Genomic DNA, 23,581 nt, shown 5'->3' on the forward strand with positions numbered 1-23,581 from the left:
CTCCCCTAGCCGCTCAGGTTGAAGTTGCCGTTGGAGCCGTAGATCGCCAGCGAGACCAGCAGCGTCACCGAGACGACGACGACCAGGCTGGTGCGCACCGCGTTGCCGACCGCCGCACCCACACCGGAAGGACCGCCGGCGGCGAAGTAGCCGAAGTAGGTGTGGATCAACAGGATGGTGACCGCCATCAGGATCGCCTGCAGGAAGGACCAGAACAGGTCGATCGGGTTCAGGAAGGTGTCGAAGTAGTGGTTGTACAAACCACTGGACTGACCGAACAGCACCACCGTGGTGAACTGGCTGGCCAGGAAGGACAGGATCACCGCGATCGAGTACAGCGGGGTGATGGCGATCATCCCGGCGATGAAGCGGGTGGAGACCAGGTATTCGACCGGCCGGATGCCCATCGACTCCAGGGCGTCGATCTCCTCGTTGATCCGCATGGCGCCCAGCTGGGCGGTGACGCCGGCGCCGAAGGTGGCGGCCAGACCGATACCGGCCACCACCGGCGCCGCGATGCGCACGTTGATGAAGGCCGACAGGAAGCCGGTGAGCGCCTCGATGCCGATGTTGCCCAGCGAAGAGTAGCCCTGGATGGCCAGGGTGCCACCGGCGGCCAGGGTGAGGAAGCCGACGATCACCACGGTGCCGCCGATCATCGCCAGCGTGCCGGCGCCCATCGCGATCTCCGCGATCAGCCGGATGACCTCCTTGCGGAAGTGCACCGCGGCGTGCGGGACGCCGCCGAGGGCGCGCCCGTAGAACAGCACGTGGTCGCCGATGCCGCTGAGCATGGTGACCGGCCGCTTCGCGCTACGGACCAGTCGCGGGAAGCGGGCCCGCACGATCTGTGTGGTGCTCATCGGGGCATCACCGCGTTGTCATCCGGATGCCGATGGCGGTGACCACCACGTTGACCACGAACAGCGCCATGAAGGCGTAGACCACGGTTTCGTTGACGGCGTTGCCGACGGCCTTGGCGCCACCGCCGGTGATGGTCAGCCCCCGGTAGCAGGCGACCAGGCCGGCGATCAGCCCGAACAGCAGCGCCTTGACGCAGGAGATGAAGACCTCGGGGACACCGGTCAGCAGCGTCATACCGGCGGCGAATGCGCCCGGGTTGACGTCCTGGATGAACACCGAGAAGGCGTAGCCGCCGAGGATGCCGATAATGACGACCAGGCTGTTGAGCAGGAAGGCGACCAGGCCCGAGGCCAGCATCCGGGGGGTGACCAGGCGCTGGACCGGGTTGATGCCCAGCACCTCCATGGCGTCGATCTCCTCGCGGATGGTGCGCGACCCCAGATCGGCGCACATCGCGGTGGCCCCGGCGCCGGCGACGATCAGCACCGTCACCATCGGCCCGAGCTGGGTCACCGCGCCGAACGCGGCGCCGGCTCCGGACAGGTCGGCCGCACCGAGTTCGCGCAGCAGGATATTGAGGGTGAACGACACCAGCACGGTGAACGGGATGGCGACCAGCAAAGTCGGGGCCAGCGACACCCGGGCGACGAACCAGGACTGCTCGAGGAACTCGCGCCACTGGAAGGGGCGCACGAAGGCGAACTTGACGGCGTCGGCCGCCATGGAGAACAGGCCGCCGATGGCCTGCGCCGGGCCTTCCAGATTGCGTATCTGCGGGAGTCCCACCGACCAACGCTCTGGGCCTTTAACAGCCAATTCCCGGTCCTTCCAACGTCGTCCCACCGGCCGCGGCGCTCATCTGCACGCCGCGTCCGTCGGCACGGTCTGAATCTTCATAGCGGAATGGGCACAGTCCGGTGAGGAAATTGCCGTTTCCGATTACATCCGTGTCGAAAGTTGTAACGCGAGTTATGGTGCGCCGGACCGTCGATCGCGCGCCGGACCGTAGCGAAGGTACGCGACCGCCCGCTCCGACCGTCACCCGGGCGGGGCGTGTCACGAATGTCGCGGCGCGTTTCATCAGGTGACGGCGCCCACCGTCTTGAGTTCGATGATGCGGTCCCAGTCCAGACCCAGCTCCAGCAGAATCTCGTCGGTCTGCTCGGCGAAGCCCGGCGCGGGACCGGGATCCGGCGCGGTGACGTCGAACTGCACCGGGTTGGCAACCAGTTCCAGCTCGCCGGCCTGGATGATGTACTCGTTGGCCCGAACCTGATGATCCTGGGCGGCCTGCAGGGTGTCCTGCACCGGCGCCCACGGACCGGCCAGCGTGGCGAACTGCTCGCTCCACTCGGCCAGCGGCCGCTTGGCGATGGCCGCGCCGATCAGCTCGACGGCCTCATCGGTGTGCTCGGCGACCGATTCGGCGGTCGCCCACCGCGGGTCGTCGGCCAGTTCGTCCAGCCCGACGTGCCGGCAGACGTCGGCCCAGAACTTGGTGGGCTGCATCATCACGAACGAGATGTAGCGATCGTCGGAGGTCGCGTAGAGGTGCACCAGCGGGTTGATCGGCGATCCGGCCGCCGTCGGCGGCGGGTTGACCAGCAGCTCGTCCAGGTGCGAGGTCAGCGCGATCAGGTGGCCCATCGCCCACAGTCCACTGCCCAGCAGCGAGACGTCGACCACCGACGGCTCACCCGTGCGTTCCCGGCGGAACAGCGCGGCGGCGATGCCACCGGCCAGGTTGGTGCCGGAGATGGTGTCGCCGTAGGCCGGGCCGGGCGGGCCGATCATGCCGTCGATGGCGTCCGGGGTGATCGACGCGGCGGTGCCGGCCCGGCACCAGAACGCCGTCATGTCGTAGCCGCCCTTGACGGCCTCCTCGCCTCGGGGGCCGAACGCCGAGCCGCGGGCGTAGATGATGTTCGGGTTCACCGCGCGGATGGCGTCGACGTCGATGTCGAACTTGGCGCGGTGCCCGGGCAGGAAGCTGGTCAGGAACACATCGGCGCGACGCGCCAGCTCCAGCAGCACCTCCCGGCCCTCGGGTGTCCCCATCTGCAGGCCGATGCTGCGTTTGCCGCGGTTGGCGTGCTCGATGTTGGGGTTGGGGTCACCCTCGACCCGCAGTGACCCGGTTTGGCGCAGCCCTCGCTGCGGATCACCGGTCACGGCATGTTCGACCTTGATGACCTCCGCACCCCACTCGGCCAGCACTGCGCCGGCCGAGGGCACGAAGCCGTACATGGCGACCTCGAGGACCCGGACACCTTCCAGCGGTTTGTTGCTCATCGCCTACCCCACCACCGTCGCGAAGGTCTTGGACTCCAGGAACTCCTCGAGTCCGGATCTGCCCATCTCGCGGCCGATGCCGGACTGCTTGTAGCCGCCGAAGGGCGCGTCGGGGTTGAAGTAGTTACCACCGTTGATGCTGAAAGTTCCCGTGCGGATCCGTCGGGCTACCGCCAGTGCACGCTCCTGACTGCCGAACACCGCCCCGGACAGTCCATAGATGGAGTTGTTGGCGATGCGCACCGCGTCGTCGTCGTCCTCGTAGGCGATGACGGCCAGTACCGGGCCGAACACCTCTTCCTGGGCGATCTCGCTGTCGGGGTCGACGTCGGCCAGCAGGGTCGGGGTGTAGAAGTATCCGGGGTCCTTCTTCTCTCCCCCGGTGACCAGGGTGGCGCCGGCGGCGACCGCGCGCTGCACCATGGAATCGACCTTGTCGCGCTGCTTCTCACTGATCAGCGGCCCCATGTAGACGCCCTCGTCGTTGGGGTTGCCGTAGCGGACGTGGCTGAAGTGGGTCTTGATCATCTCGACGATCTCGTCCTTCTTGGACCGCGGCACCAGCAGCCGCGAGGTCAGCGCACAGCCCTGACCCGCGTGGGTGACCATCGAGAAGGCCGCGAAGATGGTGGCCATATTGAGTTCGGCGTCATCGAGGATGATGGCCGCAGACTTGCCGCCGAGCTCCAGGAACACCTTCTTGAGGGTGTCGCTGGCCGCGGACATGATGGCGCGTCCGGTCGGAGTGGAGCCGGTGAAGGTCACCATGTCGACGTCCGGGCTGGTGGTCAGCGCCGCGCCGACGGCCGGGTCGGCGCCGGAGATCACGTTGACCACGCCGGCCGGGATGTCGGTGTGGTTGGCGATGAGCTCGCCCAGCGCCAGGGTGATCAGCGGGGTGTCGGGCGCAGCCTTGAGCACCACCGTGCAGCCGGCGGCCAGGGCCGGGGCGAGCTTGGCCAGTGCGAGCTGGTTCGGGTAGTTGTAGGCGATGATGGCCGCGACGACGCCGGCGGCTTCCTTCTCCACCCAGCGGTGGTGCTGCATCCCGCGGCTCTCGATGTTGCCGAGGTCCTCGGTCATCGGGAAGGTCTTGAGCAGGTCGGCGTAATACTTGACGATCGCGACCGGCTGGTCGTACTGCGCACCGGCCAGCAGCGCGGGGGTGGCGCCGACCTCGTCGGTGGTGAGCTGTCCCATCTCGTCGCGGTGCTCGACCAGCGCGGTGTGCAGTTGTTCCAGGCAACGGATCCGCAGGTCGACGTTGGTGGACCAGTCGGTTTCGTCGAACGCGCGACGGGCGGCCGCGACGGCGGCCTCGGCGTCAGCGACGGTCGCGTCCGGCGCGAACGCCAGCACCTCGCCGGTGGCCGGGTTGAGGCTGGCGTAGGTCGCCCCACCTTGGGCTTCGACGAGTTTTCCGTCGATGAGCAGCCGCCGGGCGGGCTGCCGCCCGTCAGTGGCGGTCGCGCCGGTGGTGGATGCCGCGTCTGGGGATGCCATTCAGTCTCCTGAGCTCGCTATGGAAACGCCATTCTCATTCGCGGCGAATCCTACAGCTCCATGTTGAGAACACTAACCCGGCGGGCTTCGGTCCGGGGATTGCCAAGATAACGCACTCGTTCGGCCGTGAGGCGAAAACCCGCATTACAAGACTGTCAGTCCACAAACCTTGTGTCACGTTGTCCGCCGAGAGTAGGATTCTCATAATCGAAATCGGCATTCTGTGAAAGGACCACAGTGGGACGCGTTCAGGGCAAGGTCGCATTCATCACCGGCGCGGGGCGCGGCCAGGGTCGTAGCCACGCATTGCGGCTGGCCGAAGAGGGTGCCGACGTCATCGCCGTCGACATCTGCGAGGACATCCCGACCATCGGCTACCCGATGGCCTCCCAGGAAGACCTGGACGAGACCGCCAAGCTAGTGGAGAAGACCGGCCGCCGCATCGTGGCGGTCAAGGCCGATGTCCGCGAGGCCGCCCAGCTCAAGGCTGCGCTGGATGCCGGACTGGCCGAGTTCGGCAAGCTGGACATCGTGGTGGCCCAGGCCGGTGTCGCGGCGATGAAGGGCAAGCCCGCCATGCAGGCTTGGACCGACGGCATCAACACCAACCTGATCGGCACCATCAACGCCATCCAGGTCGCGCTCCCCCACCTGGGCGAGGGCGCCTCGATCATCGCCACCTCGTCCGCCGCGGCCCTGATGGACGCGCACAGCAAGCCCAACCCCGGTGGCGACCCGGGCGGCATGGGCTACATGGTCTCCAAGCGGATGATCGCCGAGTACGTACACTACCTGGCCACCGAGCTGGCCGTGCGCGGTATCCGGGCCAACGTCATCCATCCCACCAACTGCAACACCGACATGCTGCAGAGCCCGCCGATGTACCAGTCTTTCCGACCCGACCTGGAGAACCCGACCCGCGCCGACGCCGAGCCGGTCTTCGCCGTCCAGCAGGCCATGCGGGTGCCCTACGTCGACCCGGAGGACATCAGCAACGCGGTGCTGTGGCTGGCGTCGGACGAATCGCGCTTCGTCACCGGCATGCAGCTGCGCGTCGACGCGGGTGGCTACCTGAAGTGGTACGACTACCACGTCTGATCTGCCGGGAAAGCAGCCAGACCTGTTGCAGAACAGCATGATTCGGCGATAAGGATATTAACCATGAAGGTATGGGTTGACCGCGACAAGTGCCAGGGACACACCCTGTGCGCGATGATCGCCCCCGACTCATTCGTCCTCGACGACGTTGACGGTCACTCCACCGCCATCAACGAGATCGTGCCCGACGATCAGCAGGATGCGGTGCGCGAGGCCGCCCACTCCTGCCCCGAGCAGGCAATCATCATCGAATAGCCGGGTAGTTCGGACCGGTTCATCGTTACCCAAACAAGGAGATCATCCCGTGAGCATCGACGATGCCAGCGTCGCCGACGCCAAGCCCGCCCCGTATCACTTCGACCGGCACAGCCCGCAGTACCGCCTGCAGTTCGAGTCCATCACCGAGGACATGCACGCCAAGTGCCCGATGGCCTGGACCGAGACCTACGGCGGGCACTGGGTGGCGGCCGGCAGCAAGGAAGTGTTCGAACTCGCCCGCTGCCCCGCGGTCTCCAACGATCACGACGTCACCGGTGAGGGCACCGGCTACCAGGGCATCAGCATCCCGGTAGCCAGCCGCGCCTCCTACGTGCGCGGCGGGATTCTGGAGATGGACGAACCCGAGCACAGCAACTACCGCGGGGTGATGAACCCATACTTGTCGCCGGCCGCCATCAAGCGCTGGGTGCCGTTCGTCGACGAGATCACCCGCGCCGCGATCGACGAGAAGATCGAGACCGGGCACATCGACTTCGTCGAGGACCTGGCCAACGTGGTGCCCGCGGTGCTGACGCTGGCGATGATGGGCGTCGACCTGAAGAAGTGGAAGGTCTACAGCGAGCCGACGCACGCGTCGGTGTACACCCCGGAGGATTCCCCGGACCGCGAGCGCATCAACGAGATGCACCGCGAGATGGGCCTGGACATCGTCAAGGCGATGGTCGAGGTAAAGGAGAATCCGCGGCCCGGTCTGGTCAGCGCCCTGGTGCACGCCGAGATCGACGGCAAGCCCGCGCCGGAGATCGAGATCCTGGGCAACCTCGGTCTGGTCATCGGTGGCGGCTTCGACACCACCACCGCTTTGACCGCGCATTCCCTGGAGTGGCTGGGCGAGCATCCCGAGGAACGCAAGCGGCTCTCCGAAGAACGCGACACCCTGCTGGCCCCGGCCACCGAGGAGTTCCTGCGGTTCTTCACCCCCGCCCCCGGCGACGGCCGGACCTTCTCCGCCGACACCGAGTTCGAGGGTTTCCAGTTCAAGGAAGGTGAGCGGCTGTGGCTGTCCTGGGCGATGGCCAACCGTGACCCGGAAGTCTTCGAGGACCCCAACGAGATCGTCCTGGACCGGAAGGGCAACCGGCACTTCAGCTTCGGACTGGGTGTGCACCGCTGCGCCGGCTCGAACGTGGCCCGCACGGTGTTCAAGTCCATGCTGACTGCCGTCCTCGACCGGATGCCGGACTACGTCTGCGACCCCGAGGGCGCCGTGCACTACGACACCATCGGCGTCATCCAGGGCATGCGCCACCTGCCCGCCACCTTCACCCCCGGCAAACGCCTCGGCCCCGGCCTCGACGAAACCCTGGCCAACCTCCAGCGCATCTGCGACGAACAGGAACTCGCCCGGCCCATCACCGAACGCAAAGAGATCGCCGTGATCGACTGGAAGTAGGGGAATTCGCTCCACTTGGGCCCTGGCGCGGGAACGATTGCTCGCCTCAAATACTCGTCGCGAAGAGTTGTCGGTGGCCGGTTCTACCATGGAAACATGAGTTCGAATGGGGCCTTGACCAGCGTTTATACGCCTCCCGGCAACCGCCGGGACGAGCGGCTGCGGGTGCTCTTCGACGAACTGAGTGAGCTGTGCGGCCAGCGCAACGCGATCGACGGCCAGATCGTGGACATCGTCGCCGAAATCGACCACGACGAACTGTGGGGCAGCACCGGCGCCCGTTCCGTCGCGGGGCTGGTGGCCTGGAAAACCGGCAGCACCACCGGACATGCCGCCGCGATCACCGCCATCGCCCACCGCGTCGAAGAATTCCCCCAGTGCACCCAGGCGCTGCGCGACGGGCAACTGTCCCTCGACCAAATCGGGGTCATCGCCGCCCACGCCGGCAAAGGCTCCGACGCCCACTACGCCCAACTCGCCTCGGTCGCCACCGTCACCCAGCTGCGCACCGCGGTGAAACTGGAGCCACGCCCCGACACCGACCCGAAACCGGGCCCGCGCCCCGGGATCCACAAGACCGGTGCTGACGACTACGACAACTGGCGCATCACCCTCCCGCACATCGAATCCGCCAAATTCGCCGCCGCCCTGGCGTCGCATCGTGACGCCCTGTTCGCCCAATGGACCCGCGACCACGACGGCCGCCAACCCGACGACGAGCAGCGCCGCGGCCAGGCCCCCGACAACGAGGCCCCGGTGCCGACGAATCTGGATGCGTTCCTGCGGCTGATCGAGCACGGCTGGGACACCGAAGCCACCGCCCGCCCGCACGGCCAGCACACCACCGTCGTCGTACATCTGGACCTCGCCACCAAGATCGCCAACCTGCACCTGGGCCCCCTGCTGCCCGACGCAGATCGCCAGTACCTGACCTGCGATGCCACCTGCGAGGTGTGGTTTCACCGCGACGGCACCCTCATCGGCGCCGGACACCGCACCCGCACCATCAACCATGCGCCGCGCCCTGGAACACCGCGACCACACCTGCGTGGTACCCGGCTGCGCAGCCACCTGCGGCCTGCACGCACACCATCTGATCCACTGGGACAACGGCGGCCCCACCGAGCTGTGGAACCTGGTACTCGTGTGCCCCTACCATCACCGGCTGCACCATCGTGGTGTCATCACCATCACCGGCCCCGCCGACCGACTGAAAGTCACCGACGCCGAGGGAGAAGAACTGTTCGGCGGATCGCTGGCCCACCCACCCCAGAACCCGCCGCCGGCCGTCGCCCGCTACCCCGGACCCACCGGCGAACGCGCAAACTGGTGGTGGTACAACCCCTTCCAACCCCAAGCACCACCGGCCATCGAATAGGTGACAATGGGGAAGACCAATCAGGTGGCTTCCCAAAGGACGTCGGTGGCACCGGACGGGAACGTCGGACGTCGGACGTCGGCCAAAGAGCCCAACCACCGGTCCGTCGGCCCACAGTTATCGGCCGACGAACCAGAGGCTCTCTTCCCGCAGTGACCTGCTGCGCCAACCGGCATCACCGCGAACCAACTCGTGGTGGTAATACCCACCGCATGAGGTGAGCTCAGTGGCCCCGGGCAGCCGGAACGGGTTGTAGAACATCGCCCGCACGGTCGCGGAGTCCCCATCGTAGTCGAGCAGTTCGATGTTCGTGATGTAGTGCATGCTCATCTCGATGACGCCGAAGTTCTCGGCCATCCACGCCACCACCTCATCACGCGGTCCGGCGATCACCCCGGCCGACGAGTAGTCGATGAAGGCGTCCTCGGTGAACACCGACCGGTAGAGTTCCCAGTCTTTGCCGTCGACCGCCCGCGCATAGGTGTGGAGCAGCTCGGAGATCTCCGCGCGGTCGATAACCCGCGCAATGTCGTTGGCGGAAGGGCTCATTCCGGCATTCCGATGGTCTTGATGTGCAAATATTCCTCATAGCCGTGGGTGCCGTTGCGGTAGCCGAGACCGCTCTGACCGGTACCGCCGAACGGGCTGTTGATACCGAAGTGGCTCTTGCCGTTGATGCTGACGTTCCCGGTCCGCATCCGGGCGGCGATGGCGAACGCCCGGTCCACGTCGGCGCTGCTGACCTCGCCGGACAGTCCGTAGATGCTGTTGTTGGCGATGGCGACTGCCTCGTCGTCTGTGTCGTACGGCGTGACGGTCAGCACCGGGCCGAAGATCTCCTCCTGCGCGATCCGGCTGTTCGGGTCGACGTCGACGAGCAGGGTGGGCTGGGTGTAGTAGCCGACCGGCAGGTTCCCCGGGATCCCGCCACCGGTGACCAGCCGGGCGCCGTCGTCGATGCCGTCTCGGATCAGGCCGAGCACCTTCTGGCGTTGTGTCTCGCTGATCTGCGGGCCCTGCATGACGCCCGGGGTCCACGGGTCGCCGACCGGGAAGTTCTCCATCATCTGCTTGAGCCCTTCGATACCCTCCTCATAGCGGCTGCGCGGCAGCAGGATTCGGCTGGGCAGCACACAGCTCTGGCCGGACATCACGCAGGCCATCATGGCGGCCAGCGGCATGGCCGAGCCGAGATCGGCGTCGTCGAGCACGATGTGCGCGGATTTGCCGCCCAGTTCCAGCAGCGTCTTCTTCACCGTCGGGGCGGCCGCGGCCAGGATGGCGCGGCCGGTCGCCGTCGACCCGGTGAAGGTGATCATGTCCACCCGCGGGTCGGCGGTCAGCGCCGCGCCGACCTCGTTGGCGTTGGACACCACCACGTTGAACACCCCGGCCGGGATGTCGGTCTCCTCGGCGACGATCCGGCCGAGTTCGGTGCCCGACCAGGGGGTGAGCTGGGCGGGCTTGAGCACCACGGTGTTTCCGGCCATCAGGGCCGGAACCGTCTCGGCGACGTTGAGATACAACGGCACATTCCACGGGGTGATCGCGCCGACCACGCCGTGGGGTTCGTAGCGCAGCACACGTTTGGCCGGGCCGAGCGGGGTCTCGTGCACGCCGTTGTAGCGCAGGTAGTCGAAGGCGGCTCCGAACTCGGCCCAGTGCGCGACCTCGTGAATCGGTGCCTCGATCTGGGATCCGGTGACCGTTACCGGGCAGCCGACCTCGGTGATCAGGATCCGCCGCAGCCGTTCCTTGTTACGGTCGAGCGCCTCGTGCAGCTGCATCAGGCAGTGCCTGCGGAATTCGACGTCGCGTGACCAATCGCCGGCGTCGAAGGCGCGCCGAGCCGCGCCGACGGCGGCTTCCATGTCGGCGACGGTTCCGTCGGTGGCCACACCGGCCACCTGCTCGCTTGCCGGGTGGATGACGTCGAAGGTGGCACCGCTTGCGGTGTGCCGGAGTTCGCCGTCGATCAGCATCCGCTCGTCGCCGGCCAACACACCCGTCTCGTTCTGCTCACTCTCCACAGCGGCTCCTCTGGTTTCTTCGGTGACGTTCGATTACCGTTCCGGATGACGCCAAATATGGCTTCCCGCCGATGTTTTCGATTACCCGGACAGTTGCGAGTGACTCTAACTAAGTTGGAGTGGCACGGAGGCGGTATCGCGCAAGAGGAGCGAGATGACACTGAATCTGGACCTGTCCGGCCGCACCGCCCTGATCACCGGGTCCGGCCAGGGCGTCGGGCATGGCCTGGCCCGCACGTTCGCCGAGGCCGGCGCGGCGGTCCTGGTCAACGACCTGCGGGTACAGCGGGCAGAAGAAGCGGCCGCCGAGATCCGCGCCGACGGCGGGAAAGCCCGGGCACTTCCGTTCGACGTGACCGATTTCGCCGCCGTCACCGCGGCACTCGCCGATGCCGGGCCGGTGGACATACTGGTCAACAATGCTGGCAACGCGGGTCCGGAGGGGTTCGGCAGCCGCGGCCGGTTCGCCGACTCCGACCCCGGCCAGTGGGAGCCGTTCCTGCGGGTCAACCTCTACGGCGTGCTGTACTGCACCCGTGCCGTGCTGCCGGCGATGGAGGAGCGCCGCTGGGGGCGGGTCCTCACGATCATCTCCGACGCGGGGCGCACCGGCGATGCGTACGGCGCGGCGTACGGGGTGTCCAAGGCCGGCGCCGCGGGTCTGACCCGGTCGATCGCCCTGGAGTCGGGCCGGTACGGGGTGACCGCCAACAACATCTCGCTGGGCACCATGCGCACGCCGATGACCGAACCGGTGTGGGCCGACCCGGATTCGCCGCAGGCCAAGGCGATTCTGTCGGCCTACGCCATCCGCCGGCCCGGTACGGCCGATGACCTGGCGGCCCTGGCGGTGGTGCTGGCCGGCGAGCAGGGTTCCTGGATCACCGGCCAGACCATTCCGGTCAACGGCGGCTATTCGTTCGCGCTGTAGCCGGCTGCGCGGAGTTCCGCCGGGGGTGTGGCTTCGGCGGTGATGTCGGAGTTGCGCATCTGGAAGCTGGGGACGGCCTTCATGATTGCGGTCAACACCAGCCTCAGCAGCGGCGAGCGCCGCATGGACATCATCGCCCGGCGGAAGACCATCGCGGCCCGATTGGGCGGGGTGAACAGCAACGCGCCCTGGGCGCCGGCCTGCTGGTAGGCGGTGATGTAGGGCCGCAGACGTCGTTCCCATTCGGTAAGCGCGCCCTCCAGCGATCCGGGGTGGGTTTGCAGAACCGTACCGAGCAGCTCCGCGCCGGCCATGCCCGAGTACAGGGTGGGGCACCACGCGGAGTCGCCGACCAGCACCACCCGGCCGCGATGCCAGCAGTCCATCTTGACCTGCTCAGCCGAGTCGAACAGAAAGTACTCGGCATGTTCGAGGCCGTCGATCACCTCGTCGAGGAGCCTGCCGTACGGCGCCGGCCCGTAGACGGCCCGAATCCGCTCGACGGGTGACTCGGTGAACTCGGCGTCGATGTCGTCACTGGCGTAGGAGAACAAAGCGGTCGGCAGGTGGTCGGCGAACGGGTAGACGATCAGCGAGCGGTCGATTTCGAACTGCATGGCCCCGTCGCTGGGTCCGAGGCCGGTGGGAACGCGCGGCAGCTGGAACGCCGCGACGATCCGCCCGAGCCGGTGCAGGTAGCGCTCGTGCGGCCCGAACACCAGCGCCCGCACCGTGGACCGCAATCCGTCGGCACCGACGACGAGATCGAAGCGCTCGGTGGTCTCGGCGCCGCTCACCGTGTTGCGCAGCGTGACGTCCACGCCGTCGGCGTCCTGCGCGATGGCCGTCGGTGTGGTCTGGCACCGTACCTCGACATCGGCCGGCAACGCGTTGAACAGCGCCTCTTCGACATCGCCGCGCAGCTGCAGCATCGGTTTGGGTTTGAGCGGGATGTCGAAGATACCCACCGACTTTCGCCGCTTTCCGGACCGTTCGACCTCGAAGTTGCAGCTGGTTGACGGCGGGGTGCGGTCGGGCAGCGCGTCGAAGATGCCGAGCCGGTGCGCGGCGGCCTGGCCGGTGCCCATCGTCGCGATGAAGTAGCCGTCCTTGCGGCGCCCGGGTGAGCGTTCCACGATGACCGGTTGCCAACCGGCCCGGTGCAGCCGGATCGCCGTCGACATGCCGCTGATGCCCAGCCCCACCACCAGTGCCCGGCCAGGGGTGATTCCGTCGCTCATCTCTGCGGTTCCCTTCGATCCCACGCTCGCCGTCGCCCGGCGAACCTATATGCGAATTACTATTCGCATTTATATCACGATCCGTATAATCGCGCGAGTATTCACCTGACAGTGCAATGAATACCTGGCCTTTCCGCCCCGGTATCGACCGGAGCATACGTTCCTGTTTTGAGACAAGACTCCCGTCACCCGGTAACGTCATCGGACATGACCACATCCGATGCGCCAACCGGGGTCATCCCACCGCGCCAGGCCCGCAGCCGCGCCGCGCTGGAACGACTGTTGGCCGCAGCTCGCGAGGTGCTGGCAACCCAGGGATTCGACGAGTTCACCATCGCCGCGGTCGCCGAGCGGGCCGGCGTTTCCGTCGGCGGCGTCTATCGTCGTTTCACCGGCAAGGAGCAGCTACTCGAAGCGGTCATCGACGGCGCGCTCGAGGACCTGCAGACCACCATCGCCGGGGCGCTGTCGGCGCGTGCCCCCGGTATCGACGGGGTGCTGGATGCGTTCACCCACGGCTTCGCCGAGTACCTCGCCCGGGTCGGCCCCCTCTACACCGCTGTGCTGAGCGCACCCCGACCGGCGGATCGCCACGAGAGCGGGCTGGCGGCCATCGCCGGGGTGCAGCGCCTGTTCTTCGACGCCGCGTTACCGCACAGCGCCGAGATCACCCACCCGTCGCCGTCGACCGCGCTGACCACCGCGATGCGCACCGTTCTGGCCGCCGGCGTACACCGCGCCGCGGTGGCGCCGTGGTGGCCCGACGGGCTCGGCTGGGATCAATGGGCCGACGAAATCACCGCCATGACAACGGCGTATCTCACTGCCTGAGCGCGGGCCGTCAGTGCGTCGGCATCCCGAGGCCGCGGGCGATGATGTTGCGCTGAATCTCCGACGTGCCGCCGGCGATGGTGCCGGCGAAGCTGCGGAAGTACCGTTCCATCCAGCTGGCCGACAGATAGTCCAGATCGTAGGGGGCATACGGCGCCGTCGTCGCCGGGTGACGCAGGCCGTCGATGCCGGCCGCTTCCAGCGCCGCCTCGGTGGCGTCGCGCTCGGCCTCCGAGCCGAGCACCTTGAGCACCGAGATCGACGGGAGGTCCGCCTCCCCGCGAGCCGCGGCGGCCACCGCCCCGGAACCGATCAGCTGCAGCGCCCGGTGGTCCATCAGCAGCGTGGCGTAGCGGTCGCGCTCGATCTCGGTGCGCGGCTCGAAGTCGGTGATCAGGTTGTGCAGCCGGTCGGCGTACTGCATCCACATCATGGTGCGCTCATGCCCCAGTGCGCCGTTGGCGACCCGCCAGCCTCCGCCGGCCGGGCCGATGAGGTTCTCCTTGGGCACCCGCACGTCGGTGAAGAACACCTCGTTGAAGTCGACGTCGTCGGCGTGGCAGATGGTCGGGAAGGGCCGGCGGACCAGCCCCTCGGACTCGGTGGGGATCAGCAGCACGCTGATGCCCTTGTGCTTGGGCGCCTCCTGGTCGGTGCGCACGAAGGTCAGCAGCACGTCGGCGTCGTGCGCCCCGGACGTCCACACCTTCTGCCCGTTGACCACGAAATGATCGCCGTCGGCATCGGCGCGGGTGCGCAGCCCGGCCAGGTCCGACCCGGCGCCCGGCTCGCTCATACCGACCGATGCGGTCATCTCCGCGCGCAGGATCGGCACCGCCCAGCGTTGCTTCTGCTCCTCGGTGCCGAACGACAGGATGGACGCCGCGACGATGCCCACGCCCTGCGGGTTGTAGGTGTGGTAGATCCGCCGCCGGGACAGCTCCTCGCGGTGCACGTACTGCTGCACGACGGTCGCATTGCGACCACCGAACTCCGGCGGGTTGCCCGGCAACAGCCAGCCGGAGTCGAACTGCAGCCGCTGCCAGCGCCGCGCCCATTCCGGGATGTGCGAACAGGTCCGGGAGCGTTCGGCGGTCTCGGCCTCCGGCGGCAGGTTCTCGTCGAGGAAGGCCACGAACTCGGCCCGGAAGGCCTCGACGTCCGCATCAAAGCTCAGCTGCATGAAGACCCTCTCCCGATGGCGACCGGCACCCCGCGTCCGCCGCGGATACCAGCGAGAATATCATTCTCAGATGTCGGCCCACCGCCATCCCGCGCACCAATCACACCCGCACGCGAGGCCCTGCCAAACTTTCGAGAATAACGTTCTTAAAACCGAAGAACGTCGTTGTACGATGAGGTCATGTTCGAGCTCGCCGACGGCACCCGCACTCCCGTGATCGACGCCAGCGTGCACATCTTCTTCGGATCCAACAAGGACCTGCGGGAGAACTACCTGCGCGAACCGTTCCGCAGCCGCGGCTTCCCCGACTACGAGATGGACTGGTACGGCGCTCCCGGCGGTGAGTACGCCAAGGGCACCAAGGGGCCCGACGGCCAGTACCCCGGCTCGGACGTCGACGTCGTCGCCAAGCACCTGTTCGACGACCGCGGCGTGGACATCGCGGTGTTGCACCCGATGACCCGCGGCATCATGCCCGACCGCCACCTGGGCTCCGCTCTGGCCGCCGCGCACAACGAGATGATGGTGTCCCGCTGGCTGGAGCACCCCGAGTTCGGCCCGCGGTTCCGCGGCACCATCCGCGTCGACCCCGACGACATGGCCGGCGCGCTGCGCGAGATCGCCAAGTACAAGGACCACCCGCAGGTGGTGCAGATCGGCATTCCGCTGCAGTCTCGCGAGCTCTACGGCAAGCCGCAGTTCTGGCCGCTGTACGAAGCCGCGATCGACGCGAGCCTGCCGATCGCCGCGCACATCGAGGTCGGCGCCGGAATCGCGTTCCCGCCGACCCCGTCCGGGCGCACCCGCACCCACGAGCAGTTCGCCGGGTTCATGGGCCTGAACTACATCTATCACCTGCTCAACATGATCGCCGAGGGTGTTTTCGAGCGGTACGACGCGTTGAAGTTCGTCTGGGCCGACGGCGCCGGGGACCTGCTGACCCCGTTCATCTGGCGGATGGACTGTTTCGGCCGGCCGCACCTGGAGCAGACCCCGTGGGCACCGAAGATGCCCAGCGACTACCTGCCCGGCCACGTGTACTTCGTCCAGGGCGCCTTCGACGGCCCCGGTGACACCGAGTTCGCCGGCGAGTGGTTCGGCTTCACCGGCAAGGACGACATGACCATGTTCGGCTCCAGCTATCCGCACTGGCACCTGGCCGAGCTCAAGGTCCCCGCCTCCTACACCGAGCAGCAGCGCGAAAAGTTCTGCTGGCGTAATGCCGCCGAGCTCTACGGCATCGAGATTCCCGCCGGGCTGGCCGCCCACTAGGGCGACGGCAGGCACAACAGGAAGGGGCAGCGCCATGACCACCACCGCGGTCACCTCGACCACCGACCGGGTCACCCCCACCGAGCGCATCCCGGTGCGCTGCGTGGACTCCGATGTCCACCCGGTGCCGCGACGCGGAGAGATGGTCGGCTACATCCCCGAGCCGTGGCGCAGCAAGTACTTCCTGTCCCACCGCGTCGGGGAACAGATCTTCTACGACGCCCCCGACTACGCGCACTCCTACGCCATGCGGGTGGACTCCTTCCCCGCCGACGGCGAGTTCGCCTGCAGCGACCCCGATCTGGCGCTCAAGCAGCTGATCATGGAGGCCGGATCCGACATCGCGATCCTGGAACCCATCCATGGCGAGATGCGCATTCCCGAGGCCACCTCCGCCTTCTGTACCGCCACCAACCTGTGGCTGGCCAACCACTGGCTCGACGACCACAACAACTGGCACCAGCGCTGGCGCGGCTCGATCTGCGTGGCCATCGAGGAGCCCGCCGCCGCAGCCGCCGAGATCGACTCCTGGGCGCAGCACCCGTACATGTCGCAGATCCTGATCAAGGCCGAGCCCCGCCCGTCCTGGGGCGACCCGCGCTACGACCCGGTGTGGGCCGCGGCCACCAAACACGACCTGCCGATCAGCTGTCACCTGGCCCGCGGTCAGTTCGAGACGCTGCCGATCCCGCCGGTCGGGTTCCCCAGCTACAACCACGACTTCATGTGCAGCTACTCGCTGCTGGCCGCCAACCAGGTGATGTCGCTGATCTTCGACGGCGTCTTCGACCGCTTCCCGGCCCTGCGCGTGGTGTTCATCGAGCACGCGTTCACCTGGATCCTGCCGCTGATGTGGCGGATGGACGCCATCTACGACGCCCGCAAGGGCTTCATGGACATCAAGCGCAAGCCCAGCGAATACGTCAAGGAACACATCAAGTTCACCACCCAGCCGCTGGACTACCCCGAGGACAAGACCGAACTCACCCGGGCGTTCGAGTGGATGGACTGCGAGAAGATCCTGCTCTACTCCAGCGACTACCCGCACTGGACGTTCGACGACCCGCGCTGGCTGGTCAAGCACCTGCCCGAACACGCCCGCGAGGCGGTCATGTTCAAAAACGGCATCGAGACCTACCACCTGCCCGACACCGTGCCCGCCCTCGAAGGACAAGTGAGAGTCTTCTGACCGTGAGCAACGATCCCAAGGAGCCTCGGCTCGCTCAGGGCCGCGAACACATCGTGGCCACCGTCGACGAAATCCCGCCCGGCACACACAAGCTCGTGCCGATCGGCCGCCACGGTGTGGGTGTTTACAACGTCAACGGCACGTTCTACGCGATCGCCAACTACTGCCCACACGAGGGTGGACCGCTGTGCTCCGGGCGCGCCCGCGGCCGCAATATCGTCGACGAGAGCGTGCCCGGCGACGCGGTGATGGTCCGCGATCTCGAGTTCATCTACTGCCCGTGGCACCAATGGGGTTTCGAACTGGCCACCGGCACCACCGCGGTGAAGCCGGAGTGGAGCATCCGTACCTATCCGGTCCGGGTCGTCGACAACGACGTCCTGGTCCAGGCCTGAGCGAAGGGATATCCGTGGCCATCGACCTCAAAGAGGGTGAGCAGGTTTTGGAGATCAACGGCGGCAACGTCGTCTACGAGATCCTGGGCAAGGAAGGCGAATTCATCGCCCTGACACCCGGCGGCCGGTTCAGCAAGGACATTCCGGGGCTGCGTCCGCTGGCCGAGGCACTGGTGGCCGGCGGCTACCGGGTGCTGCTGTGGGACCGCCCCAACTGCGGCAAATCCGACGTGCAGTTCTACGGGCAGAGCGAATCTCACATGCGCGCGGAAACCCTGCACGCGTTGATCACCGAGCTGGGCATCGGACCGTGCATCCTGGCCGGCGGCTCCGGCGGTGCCCGCGACTCCATGCTGACCACCATGCTGTACCCGGGGATGGTCACCAAGCTGGTGGTGTGGAACATCGTCGGCGGCGTGTACGGGTCGTTCGTCCTGGGGTCCTACTACATCGTGCCGAGCATCCTGGCCGTGCGCGGCGGAGGCATGAAGGACGTCGTCAAGATCGGTGAGTGGAAAGAACGCATCGCCGAGAACCCCGACAACCAGACCCGCATCCTCGGTCAGGATCCGGACGAATTCCTGAAGCTGATGCTGCGCTGGCTCAACGCGTTCGTGCCCAAGCCCGGCCAGACCATTCCCGGGGTCGAGGACGAACTGTTCGACAACATCACGGTGCCGACCCTCATCATCCGGGGTGGGGAGAACGACATGGACCACCCCAAGCGCACGTCGCTGGAGATCAGCTGCCTGATCAAGGGCTCCACCCTGATCGACCCGCCGTGGCCGGAGGACGCCTGGGAGCGCGCCGGTGAGGACCGCGCGTCGGGGAAGGTCAAGCAATTCAACATGTTCGACACCTGGGTGCAGGCCGCGCCGGCCATCCTGGAATTCCTGGGCCGCTGATGCGCCCCTCCCCTTCAGGCGATGCGGATATGGATCTCGGCGTTGGTCGCCGATTCCAGCGCGGTGTGAATCCGGCTCTCCGGGATCCGCGCCACGTCGTCGCGGCGCAACGTGACGGTGATGATGTCCCAGCCCAGCTCCCCCGGCACCCGCTGGATGTCGCCGCCGATGCCGAAACCGGCCAGCACGCCGGCGGCGTCCTCATCGGTGCCGTGACTGACGAAGGTCAGAACGCCGGCCACCGGATCGGTGCCGAACACGTTGGCGCACATGGCCATCGCGGTCGCCTGCAGGGCATCGGCGTCGGCGCCGGTCATCAGCAGTTCGACCTCACGTCGGCTCGGCGGCATGGCGGCCAGGTTGTTGTCGATCAGTTCCAGTCCCGCCGCCGCGGCCGATGCGGCCAGATCGGCTTGGCGGGCGGTCAACTGTTCGGGCGTCAATGCACCCGTCGGGTCGACCTTCACCCGCACCACAGCTGTTCTCACGAATTTCAGCCTAGCCACGGCCGGGCACCGGTTCGCAGGAGGTATTCATGACCGCCCACGCCGACACCGCGCGACTGTCCGTCGTGGGCTGGCCCGGCCTGCAGGCCCGGCTGCTGCGCACCGATCCGGGCACCGAGTCACTGGCCGACTACACCGCCGCCGGCGGGTACCGACCCCTCGGTGACGCCGACACGCTGCTTACCGAGGTCACCGCGGCCGGTGTCCAGGGCCGCGGTGGTGCCGCGTTCCCTCTCGGGGTGAAGTTGGCCACCGTGCGGACCTCGCACCGGGCCGGCTGGGACACCGTCGTGCTGGCCAACGGCGAAGAGGGCGAGCCCGCCTCGGTCAAGGACCGCTGGCTGATGCGGAACCGTCCGCATCTGGTGCTCGACGGGCTGCGGCTGGCCGCGCACCTGGTCGGCGCCCGGCACGCCCACGTGTACGTCTCCGATCCCGCCGCGGCGGCTGCGGTCAGCGCCGCACTGACCGAGCTCGGCCCCGACGCGCTGGGCGACGTGTCGGTGAGCCTGCGCGTGGTGGATCCGGGCTATGTGGCCGGTGAGGAGACCGCAGCGGTGCGGGCCATCAACGGCGGTCCGGCCAAACCCAGCGACAAGCCGCCGAGGCCCTTCCTGGAGGGCATCGGCGGGCTGCCCACCCTGGTCAGCAATGTGGAGACGCTGGCGAACCTGCCCTATATCGCCGCCCACGGCGCCGCGGACTACCGCTCCGTCGGCACCGACGCCAGCCCGGGCAGCTTCCTGGCCACCATCACCGTCGCCGGACGCGATCCGGTCCTCTACGAACTGCCGCACGGAATCGGCGTCGCCGAACTGCTCGCGCACCACGGTGTTGCAGGCGATTCCGTTCGCGGGGCACTGCTCGGCGGCTATTTCGCCGGGCTGGTCAACCGCGAGGTGCTCGACGCGACCGTCGACCACGCCGGGTTCGCCGCGATCGGCAGCGGCCTGGGCTGCGGCGCCATCGCACTGATCACCGACGAATGCCCGGTGGCGGTGGCGGCCTCGGTGCTGGAGTACTTCGGCCGGGAGAACGCCGGCCAGTGCGGCTCGTGTTTCAACGGCACCGCGGCGATGGCCGCAGTCGCAGTCGCGCTGCGCGAGCACACCGCCGACGCCGAGGACCTGGCGCGACTGCGCCGCTGGTCCCAGGTGCTGCGCGGCCGGGGCGCCTGCGGCACCCTGGACGCGGCCACCAACATCGCCGCCAGCCTGCTGAACAAATTCGGCGCCGACGTCGACGCACACCTGGGGAACAGCTGCGCGGTGTGCGCCGCGGGTGCCTATGTCGCCGAGCGGCCGTTTGAGGTGGAGGCGCGATGAGGAGCGAGCGCAGCGAAGCAAGCGAGCGATCGAATCGCCAGGAAGCCCCCGATGAGGAGCGAGCGCAGCGAAGCAAGCGAGCGATCGAATCGCCAGGAGGCCCCCGATGAGTGAACAGATGCGGATCAAGTTGGATCGCACGCTGTGCGACGGGTTCGGGATCTGCGCCCGGCACGCCCCGAAGTACTTCTCCCTCGACGACTGGGGTTATGCAGTCCTGGTCGGCAACGGCATCATTGGGCCGGAGGATCGCGACGACGTACTGCGCGCGCTGATGGACTGCCCCATCCACGCCATCATGGAAGTCGACGAGCGACGGCCCGACGATCCACCGCCGCCGTCGTCACAGACCGGTGACCCGGATCCCGCCGAACATCTGAAAGTCGATCACAACGAGGCCGAGTGGGGGTTTACCCGGTGAGTCAACGAATTCTGCTGCCGCAGCTGACATTCGACAACGAGTTCTTCTGGAAGTCCGGCGAGGACGGCAAGCTGCGGATCCAGGAATGCCGGGCGTGCTCGGCGCTGATCCACCCGCCCCAGCCGATCTGCCGGTACTGCCGCAGCCACGACATGGGTGTGCGGGAGGTCTCCGGGCGCGCGGTGCTGTCGGCGTTCACCGTCAACGAGCGCTTCGCCATTCCCGGTCTGAAACCGCCATACGTGATCGCCCAGGTGGCCATCGAGGAGGACCCGCGGGTCCGGTTGACCACCAACATCATCGGCGAGGATCCCTCCGGAACCTTCGACGGTGCCGGGCTGGAGATCGGCCAGATCGTCGAGGTGTTCTTCCAGCAGTACGAGGACGTCTGGCTGCCGCTGTTCAAACCGGTCAGCCCGGTTGAGCACGGGGCGCTGCCGGTCGACGAGATCGCGCCGACCGACTTCGCCAAACACGTGCGCCCGATGCTGACCCGCAAGAAGTTCGAGGACAGCGCCGCGATCACCGGTATCGGCGCCTCGAAGATGGGCCGCCGGCTGATGGTGCCGCCGCTGTCGCTGACCATCGAGGCGTGTGAGGCCGCGGTCGCCGATGCCGGGTTGACCCTCGATGACATCGACGGCATGTCCACCTACCCGTCGATGGACGCCGTCGGGATGGGCGAGGGCGGCGTCACCGTGCTGGAGGGCGCCCTGGGCATCAAGCCCACCTGGATCAACGGCGGCATGGACACCTTCGGTCCGGGCGGGTCGGTGATCGCCGCGGTGATGGCGGTGGCGACCGGGATGGCCAAACACGTGCTGTGCTTCCGCACCCTGTGGGAGGCCACCTATCAGGCACTGGCCAAGGAGGGCAAGGTTTCTCCGCCCGGTGGCCCGCGCTCGAACAGCTACCAGCTGCCGTTCGGGGCGATGTCGGCCGCGCACACCCTGGCGCTCAACGCCCAGCGGCATTTCCACCGCTACGGCACCACCCGGGAGACCCTGGGCTGGATCGCGCTGAACCAGCGGGCCAACGCCGCGCTGAATCCGACGGCGATCTACCGGGATCCGATGACCATGGAGGACTACCTGTCGGCCCGGATGATCACCACGCCGTTCGGCCTCTACGACTGCGACGTGCCGTGCGACGGCGCGGTGGCCGTCGTGGTCTCGGCGGTGGACGCGGCCGCCGACCTGGCCAAGCCGCCGGTGCGGATCGAGGCCGTCGGCACCCAGATCATCGAGCGCACCGACTGGGACCAGACCACACTGACCCACGAGCCGCAGGTGCTGGGCCAGGCCGCGCACCTGTGGACGCGCACCAACCTACGGCCTGCCGACGTCGACGTCGCCCAGCTCTATGACGGGTTCACCTTCAATTGCCTGTCCTGGCTGGAGGCGCTGGGCTTCTGCGGCATCGGCGAAGCCAAGGATTTCCTGGACGGCGGTACCAATATCGCCCGCGACGGGGTGATCCCGGTCAACACCCACGGCGGCCAGCTCTCCCACGGCCGTACCCACGGCATGGGCCTGATCCACGAGGCCGTCACCCAGCTGCGCGGCGAGGCCGGCGAGCGTCAGGTGCCCAATGCCAAAGTGGCGGTGGCCTCCTCGGGCGGTCTGACACCCAGCGGGGTCATGCTGCTGCGGTCCGACTCGTAATGACCGACCGGCCCGCGGTGGCCGTCGAACCGGCGCCGAGGGTGACACTGGTCGACGGGGTCCCGATGTCCGGGGTGCTTGCGGCGGTTCCCGCGCCGCGCGCGACGATCGTGGCGCTGCACGGCGGTGCGACGACCGCCGCGTACTTCCATCCGCCCGGGCATCCGGAGTTGTCCCTGCCGCGCCTGGGTGCCGCGGCCGGGTTCACCGTGCTTGCGCTGGACCGACCCGGTTTCGGCGCATCGGGTGCCTTCGCCTCCGAATTCGACGACACCACCCGGCGGGTGGACATGGTCTACCGGGCGATCGACACGATCCTCGGTGACCGCGACCGCGGCGCCGGACTGTTCCTGCTGGCGCACTCCAACGGCAGCGAGCTGGTGCTGCGGATGGCCGGCGAGCATCCGCAGGGCGACACTCTCCTCGGTATCGAGATCTCCGGTACCGGTGTCGAGCAGCAGCCGAACGCCCGCGCGATCCTGGCCGGCGCCACCGCCGAGCGGATCCCGACCGGATTGCGGGAACTGCTGTGGGAGCCCGCCGAGCTGTATCCGGACCGGGTGGCCGGCGCCGTGCGGATCACCGGCGGCCCGATCTCCCCCGGCTACGAGGCCACCCTGGTCAGCAGTTGGGGCGAGACGTTCCCCCGGCTGGCCGGTGCGGTCCGGGTGCCCGTGCGCTACAGCCTCGGCGAACACGAACGGGTTTGGCGCAACGACGATTCCGCCATGGCCGAGGTCGCCGCGCTGTTCGGCAACGCCCCGCGTGTGACGGTGGCCCGCCACCGGAATGCCGGGCACAACCTGAGCCTGGGACACACCGCGGCCGACTATCACCAGAGCGTACTGTCGTACATACAGGAATGCATTCAGTAAGAGGGC

Annotated in this window: 22 protein-coding genes and 1 pseudogene; 14 read left to right on the forward strand and 9 right to left on the reverse strand. The window is 67.6% G+C overall.

Annotation, left to right across the window (positions count from 1 at the left end):
- Positions 1 to 5: 5 nt before the first annotated feature.
- The 4 genes from G6N16_RS17615 to G6N16_RS17630 all read right to left on the reverse strand — a co-directional run bounded on the left by G6N16_RS17615 (position 6) and on the right by G6N16_RS17630 (position 4,659).
- On the reverse strand, positions 6 to 863 hold the full coding sequence (locus G6N16_RS17615) for an MlaE family ABC transporter permease (RefSeq protein ID WP_083033588.1): 858 nt from the start codon (positions 861 to 863) through the stop codon (positions 6 to 8).
- Between the two features lie 7 nt (positions 864 to 870).
- Entirely contained in the window at positions 871 to 1,680 is an 810-nt protein-coding gene (locus G6N16_RS17620; protein WP_083033586.1) for an MlaE family ABC transporter permease, read from the reverse strand.
- A 264-nt stretch (positions 1,681 to 1,944) separates the two neighbouring features.
- Positions 1,945 to 3,156, reverse strand: coding sequence for a CaiB/BaiF CoA transferase family protein (locus G6N16_RS17625; RefSeq protein ID WP_083033584.1), 1,212 nt, complete (start codon positions 3,154 to 3,156; stop codon positions 1,945 to 1,947).
- A gap of 3 nt (positions 3,157 to 3,159) precedes the next feature.
- Positions 3,160 to 4,659 (reverse strand): aldehyde dehydrogenase family protein, encoded by a 1,500-nt coding sequence (locus tag G6N16_RS17630; RefSeq protein ID WP_083033582.1) that lies wholly within the window; start codon positions 4,657 to 4,659, stop codon positions 3,160 to 3,162.
- 237 nt (positions 4,660 to 4,896) lie between these two features.
- Between G6N16_RS17630 and G6N16_RS17635 the strand changes: the two genes are divergently transcribed.
- From G6N16_RS17635 to G6N16_RS17650, 4 genes and pseudogenes are all read left to right on the forward strand, one after another.
- Positions 4,897 to 5,757: a mycofactocin-coupled SDR family oxidoreductase gene (locus G6N16_RS17635; protein ID WP_083033580.1), complete on the forward strand. Its 861-nt coding sequence runs from the start codon at positions 4,897 to 4,899 to the stop codon at positions 5,755 to 5,757.
- A gap of 63 nt (positions 5,758 to 5,820) precedes the next feature.
- The gene (locus G6N16_RS17640) at positions 5,821 to 6,012 is read left to right on the forward strand and encodes a ferredoxin (RefSeq protein WP_083033578.1); all 192 of its coding nucleotides are present in this window, start codon (positions 5,821 to 5,823) and stop codon (positions 6,010 to 6,012) included.
- Positions 6,013 to 6,061: 49 nt separating this feature from the next.
- Positions 6,062 to 7,429, forward strand: a complete 1,368-nt coding sequence (locus G6N16_RS17645; protein WP_083033576.1) for a cytochrome P450 — start codon at positions 6,062 to 6,064, stop codon at positions 7,427 to 7,429.
- Between the two features lie 96 nt (positions 7,430 to 7,525).
- A pseudogene (locus tag G6N16_RS17650) lies at positions 7,526 to 8,807 on the forward strand (DUF222 domain-containing protein).
- A gap of 117 nt (positions 8,808 to 8,924) precedes the next feature.
- On the opposite strand, the gene G6N16_RS17655 reads toward G6N16_RS17650, so the two are convergent.
- Both G6N16_RS17655 and G6N16_RS17660 read right to left on the reverse strand, forming a co-directional pair.
- Positions 8,925 to 9,356 (reverse strand): nuclear transport factor 2 family protein, encoded by a 432-nt coding sequence (locus G6N16_RS17655; RefSeq protein ID WP_083032327.1) that lies wholly within the window; start codon positions 9,354 to 9,356, stop codon positions 8,925 to 8,927.
- Positions 9,353 to 10,789, reverse strand: coding sequence for an aldehyde dehydrogenase family protein (locus G6N16_RS17660; RefSeq protein WP_283165929.1), 1,437 nt, complete (start codon positions 10,787 to 10,789; stop codon positions 9,353 to 9,355). The genes G6N16_RS17655 and G6N16_RS17660 overlap by 4 nt, the downstream gene beginning before the upstream one ends.
- A gap of 202 nt (positions 10,790 to 10,991) precedes the next feature.
- Here G6N16_RS17660 and G6N16_RS17665 point away from each other — a divergent pair, with 202 nt between their 5' ends.
- Positions 10,992 to 11,768 carry an SDR family NAD(P)-dependent oxidoreductase gene (locus tag G6N16_RS17665; protein ID WP_083032324.1) on the forward strand — a complete coding sequence of 259 codons (777 nt, stop codon included), beginning with the start codon at positions 10,992 to 10,994 and terminating at the stop codon, positions 11,766 to 11,768.
- On the opposite strand, the gene G6N16_RS17670 is transcribed toward G6N16_RS17665, so the two are convergent.
- Positions 11,750 to 13,009: an FAD-dependent monooxygenase gene (locus G6N16_RS17670; protein ID WP_110810911.1), complete on the reverse strand. Its 1,260-nt coding sequence runs from the start codon at positions 13,007 to 13,009 to the stop codon at positions 11,750 to 11,752. The two genes, G6N16_RS17665 and G6N16_RS17670, sit on opposite strands and share 19 nt — an antisense overlap.
- Before the next feature lie 207 nt (positions 13,010 to 13,216).
- Between G6N16_RS17670 and G6N16_RS17675 the strand changes: the two genes are divergently transcribed.
- Complete coding sequence (locus tag G6N16_RS17675) at positions 13,217 to 13,840, forward strand: TetR/AcrR family transcriptional regulator (RefSeq protein ID WP_083032323.1); 624 nt, start codon at positions 13,217 to 13,219, stop codon at positions 13,838 to 13,840.
- A gap of 10 nt (positions 13,841 to 13,850) precedes the next feature.
- On the opposite strand, the gene G6N16_RS17680 is transcribed toward G6N16_RS17675, so the two are convergent.
- Positions 13,851 to 15,023 carry an acyl-CoA dehydrogenase family protein gene (locus G6N16_RS17680; RefSeq protein WP_083032321.1) on the reverse strand — a complete coding sequence of 391 codons (1,173 nt, stop codon included), beginning with the start codon at positions 15,021 to 15,023 and terminating at the stop codon, positions 13,851 to 13,853.
- A gap of 180 nt (positions 15,024 to 15,203) precedes the next feature.
- Here G6N16_RS17680 and G6N16_RS17685 point away from each other — a divergent pair, with 180 nt between their 5' ends.
- The 4 genes from G6N16_RS17685 to G6N16_RS17700 are packed head-to-tail and all read left to right on the forward strand — an operon-like array spanning position 15,204 to position 18,784.
- On the forward strand, positions 15,204 to 16,295 hold the full coding sequence (locus G6N16_RS17685; RefSeq protein WP_083032335.1) for an amidohydrolase family protein: 1,092 nt from the start codon (positions 15,204 to 15,206) through the stop codon (positions 16,293 to 16,295).
- 34 nt (positions 16,296 to 16,329) lie between these two features.
- The gene (locus tag G6N16_RS17690) at positions 16,330 to 17,484 is read left to right on the forward strand and encodes an amidohydrolase family protein (protein WP_083032320.1); all 1,155 of its coding nucleotides are present in this window, start codon (positions 16,330 to 16,332) and stop codon (positions 17,482 to 17,484) included.
- A gap of 2 nt (positions 17,485 to 17,486) precedes the next feature.
- Positions 17,487 to 17,879, forward strand: a complete 393-nt coding sequence (locus G6N16_RS17695) for a Rieske (2Fe-2S) protein (RefSeq protein WP_083032318.1) — start codon at positions 17,487 to 17,489, stop codon at positions 17,877 to 17,879.
- A gap of 14 nt (positions 17,880 to 17,893) precedes the next feature.
- Positions 17,894 to 18,784 carry an alpha/beta fold hydrolase gene (locus G6N16_RS17700; protein ID WP_234805943.1) on the forward strand — a complete coding sequence of 297 codons (891 nt, stop codon included), beginning with the start codon at positions 17,894 to 17,896 and terminating at the stop codon, positions 18,782 to 18,784.
- A 14-nt stretch (positions 18,785 to 18,798) separates the two neighbouring features.
- On the opposite strand, the gene G6N16_RS17705 is transcribed toward G6N16_RS17700, so the two are convergent.
- A complete protein-coding gene (locus G6N16_RS17705) occupies positions 18,799 to 19,272 on the reverse strand; it encodes a hypothetical protein (protein ID WP_083032317.1) in 474 nt (157 codons plus the stop codon).
- Positions 19,273 to 19,319: 47 nt separating this feature from the next.
- On the opposite strand from G6N16_RS17705, the gene G6N16_RS17710 reads away from it, so the two are divergent.
- The 4 genes from G6N16_RS17710 (at position 19,320) to G6N16_RS17725 (ending at position 23,575) form a co-directional block, all read left to right on the forward strand.
- The gene (locus G6N16_RS17710) at positions 19,320 to 20,615 is read left to right on the forward strand and encodes an NADH-ubiquinone oxidoreductase-F iron-sulfur binding region domain-containing protein (RefSeq protein ID WP_083032315.1); all 1,296 of its coding nucleotides are present in this window, start codon (positions 19,320 to 19,322) and stop codon (positions 20,613 to 20,615) included.
- A gap of 118 nt (positions 20,616 to 20,733) precedes the next feature.
- Positions 20,734 to 21,036: a ferredoxin gene (locus G6N16_RS17715; protein WP_083032332.1), complete on the forward strand. Its 303-nt coding sequence runs from the start codon at positions 20,734 to 20,736 to the stop codon at positions 21,034 to 21,036.
- Positions 21,033 to 22,700 (forward strand): thiolase C-terminal domain-containing protein, encoded by a 1,668-nt coding sequence (locus G6N16_RS17720; protein ID WP_083032314.1) that lies wholly within the window; start codon positions 21,033 to 21,035, stop codon positions 22,698 to 22,700. Before G6N16_RS17715 ends, G6N16_RS17720 begins: the two co-directional genes overlap by 4 nt.
- Entirely contained in the window at positions 22,700 to 23,575 is an 876-nt protein-coding gene (locus tag G6N16_RS17725; protein ID WP_083032312.1) for an alpha/beta fold hydrolase, read from the forward strand. The genes G6N16_RS17720 and G6N16_RS17725 overlap by 1 nt, the downstream gene beginning before the upstream one ends.
- Positions 23,576 to 23,581 lie beyond the last annotated feature (6 nt).

Origin of the sequence: Mycolicibacterium insubricum (assembly GCF_010731615.1) — a bacterium.
Lineage (GTDB): Bacteria > Actinomycetota > Actinomycetes > Mycobacteriales > Mycobacteriaceae > Mycobacterium > Mycobacterium insubricum.

Excerpts from the sequence above, each read along its gene's own strand:
- G6N16_RS17675 (WP_083032323.1), top strand. The coding sequence starts at position 13,217 with ATGACCACATCCGATGCGCCAACCGGGGTCATCCCACCGCGCCAGGCC.
- G6N16_RS17630 (WP_083033582.1), bottom strand. The coding sequence starts at position 4,659 with ATGGCATCCCCAGACGCGGCATCCACCACCGGCGCGACCGCCACTGAC.
- G6N16_RS17680 (WP_083032321.1), bottom strand. The coding sequence starts at position 15,023 with ATGCAGCTGAGCTTTGATGCGGACGTCGAGGCCTTCCGGGCCGAGTTC.
- G6N16_RS17615 (WP_083033588.1), bottom strand. The coding sequence starts at position 863 with ATGAGCACCACACAGATCGTGCGGGCCCGCTTCCCGCGACTGGTCCGT.
- G6N16_RS17710 (WP_083032315.1), top strand. The coding sequence starts at position 19,320 with ATGACCGCCCACGCCGACACCGCGCGACTGTCCGTCGTGGGCTGGCCC.
- G6N16_RS17640 (WP_083033578.1), top strand. The coding sequence starts at position 5,821 with ATGAAGGTATGGGTTGACCGCGACAAGTGCCAGGGACACACCCTGTGC.
- G6N16_RS17665 (WP_083032324.1), top strand. The coding sequence starts at position 10,992 with ATGACACTGAATCTGGACCTGTCCGGCCGCACCGCCCTGATCACCGGG.
- G6N16_RS17725 (WP_083032312.1), top strand. The coding sequence starts at position 22,700 with ATGACCGACCGGCCCGCGGTGGCCGTCGAACCGGCGCCGAGGGTGACA.
- G6N16_RS17660 (WP_283165929.1), bottom strand. The coding sequence starts at position 10,789 with ATGCTGATCGACGGCGAACTCCGGCACACCGCAAGCGGTGCCACCTTC.
- G6N16_RS17690 (WP_083032320.1), top strand. The coding sequence starts at position 16,330 with ATGACCACCACCGCGGTCACCTCGACCACCGACCGGGTCACCCCCACC.
- G6N16_RS17685 (WP_083032335.1), top strand. The coding sequence starts at position 15,204 with ATGTTCGAGCTCGCCGACGGCACCCGCACTCCCGTGATCGACGCCAGC.
- G6N16_RS17655 (WP_083032327.1), bottom strand. The coding sequence starts at position 9,356 with ATGAGCCCTTCCGCCAACGACATTGCGCGGGTTATCGACCGCGCGGAG.
- G6N16_RS17625 (WP_083033584.1), bottom strand. The coding sequence starts at position 3,156 with ATGAGCAACAAACCGCTGGAAGGTGTCCGGGTCCTCGAGGTCGCCATG.
- G6N16_RS17715 (WP_083032332.1), top strand. The coding sequence starts at position 20,734 with ATGCGGATCAAGTTGGATCGCACGCTGTGCGACGGGTTCGGGATCTGC.
- G6N16_RS17670 (WP_110810911.1), bottom strand. The coding sequence starts at position 13,009 with ATGAGCGACGGAATCACCCCTGGCCGGGCACTGGTGGTGGGGCTGGGC.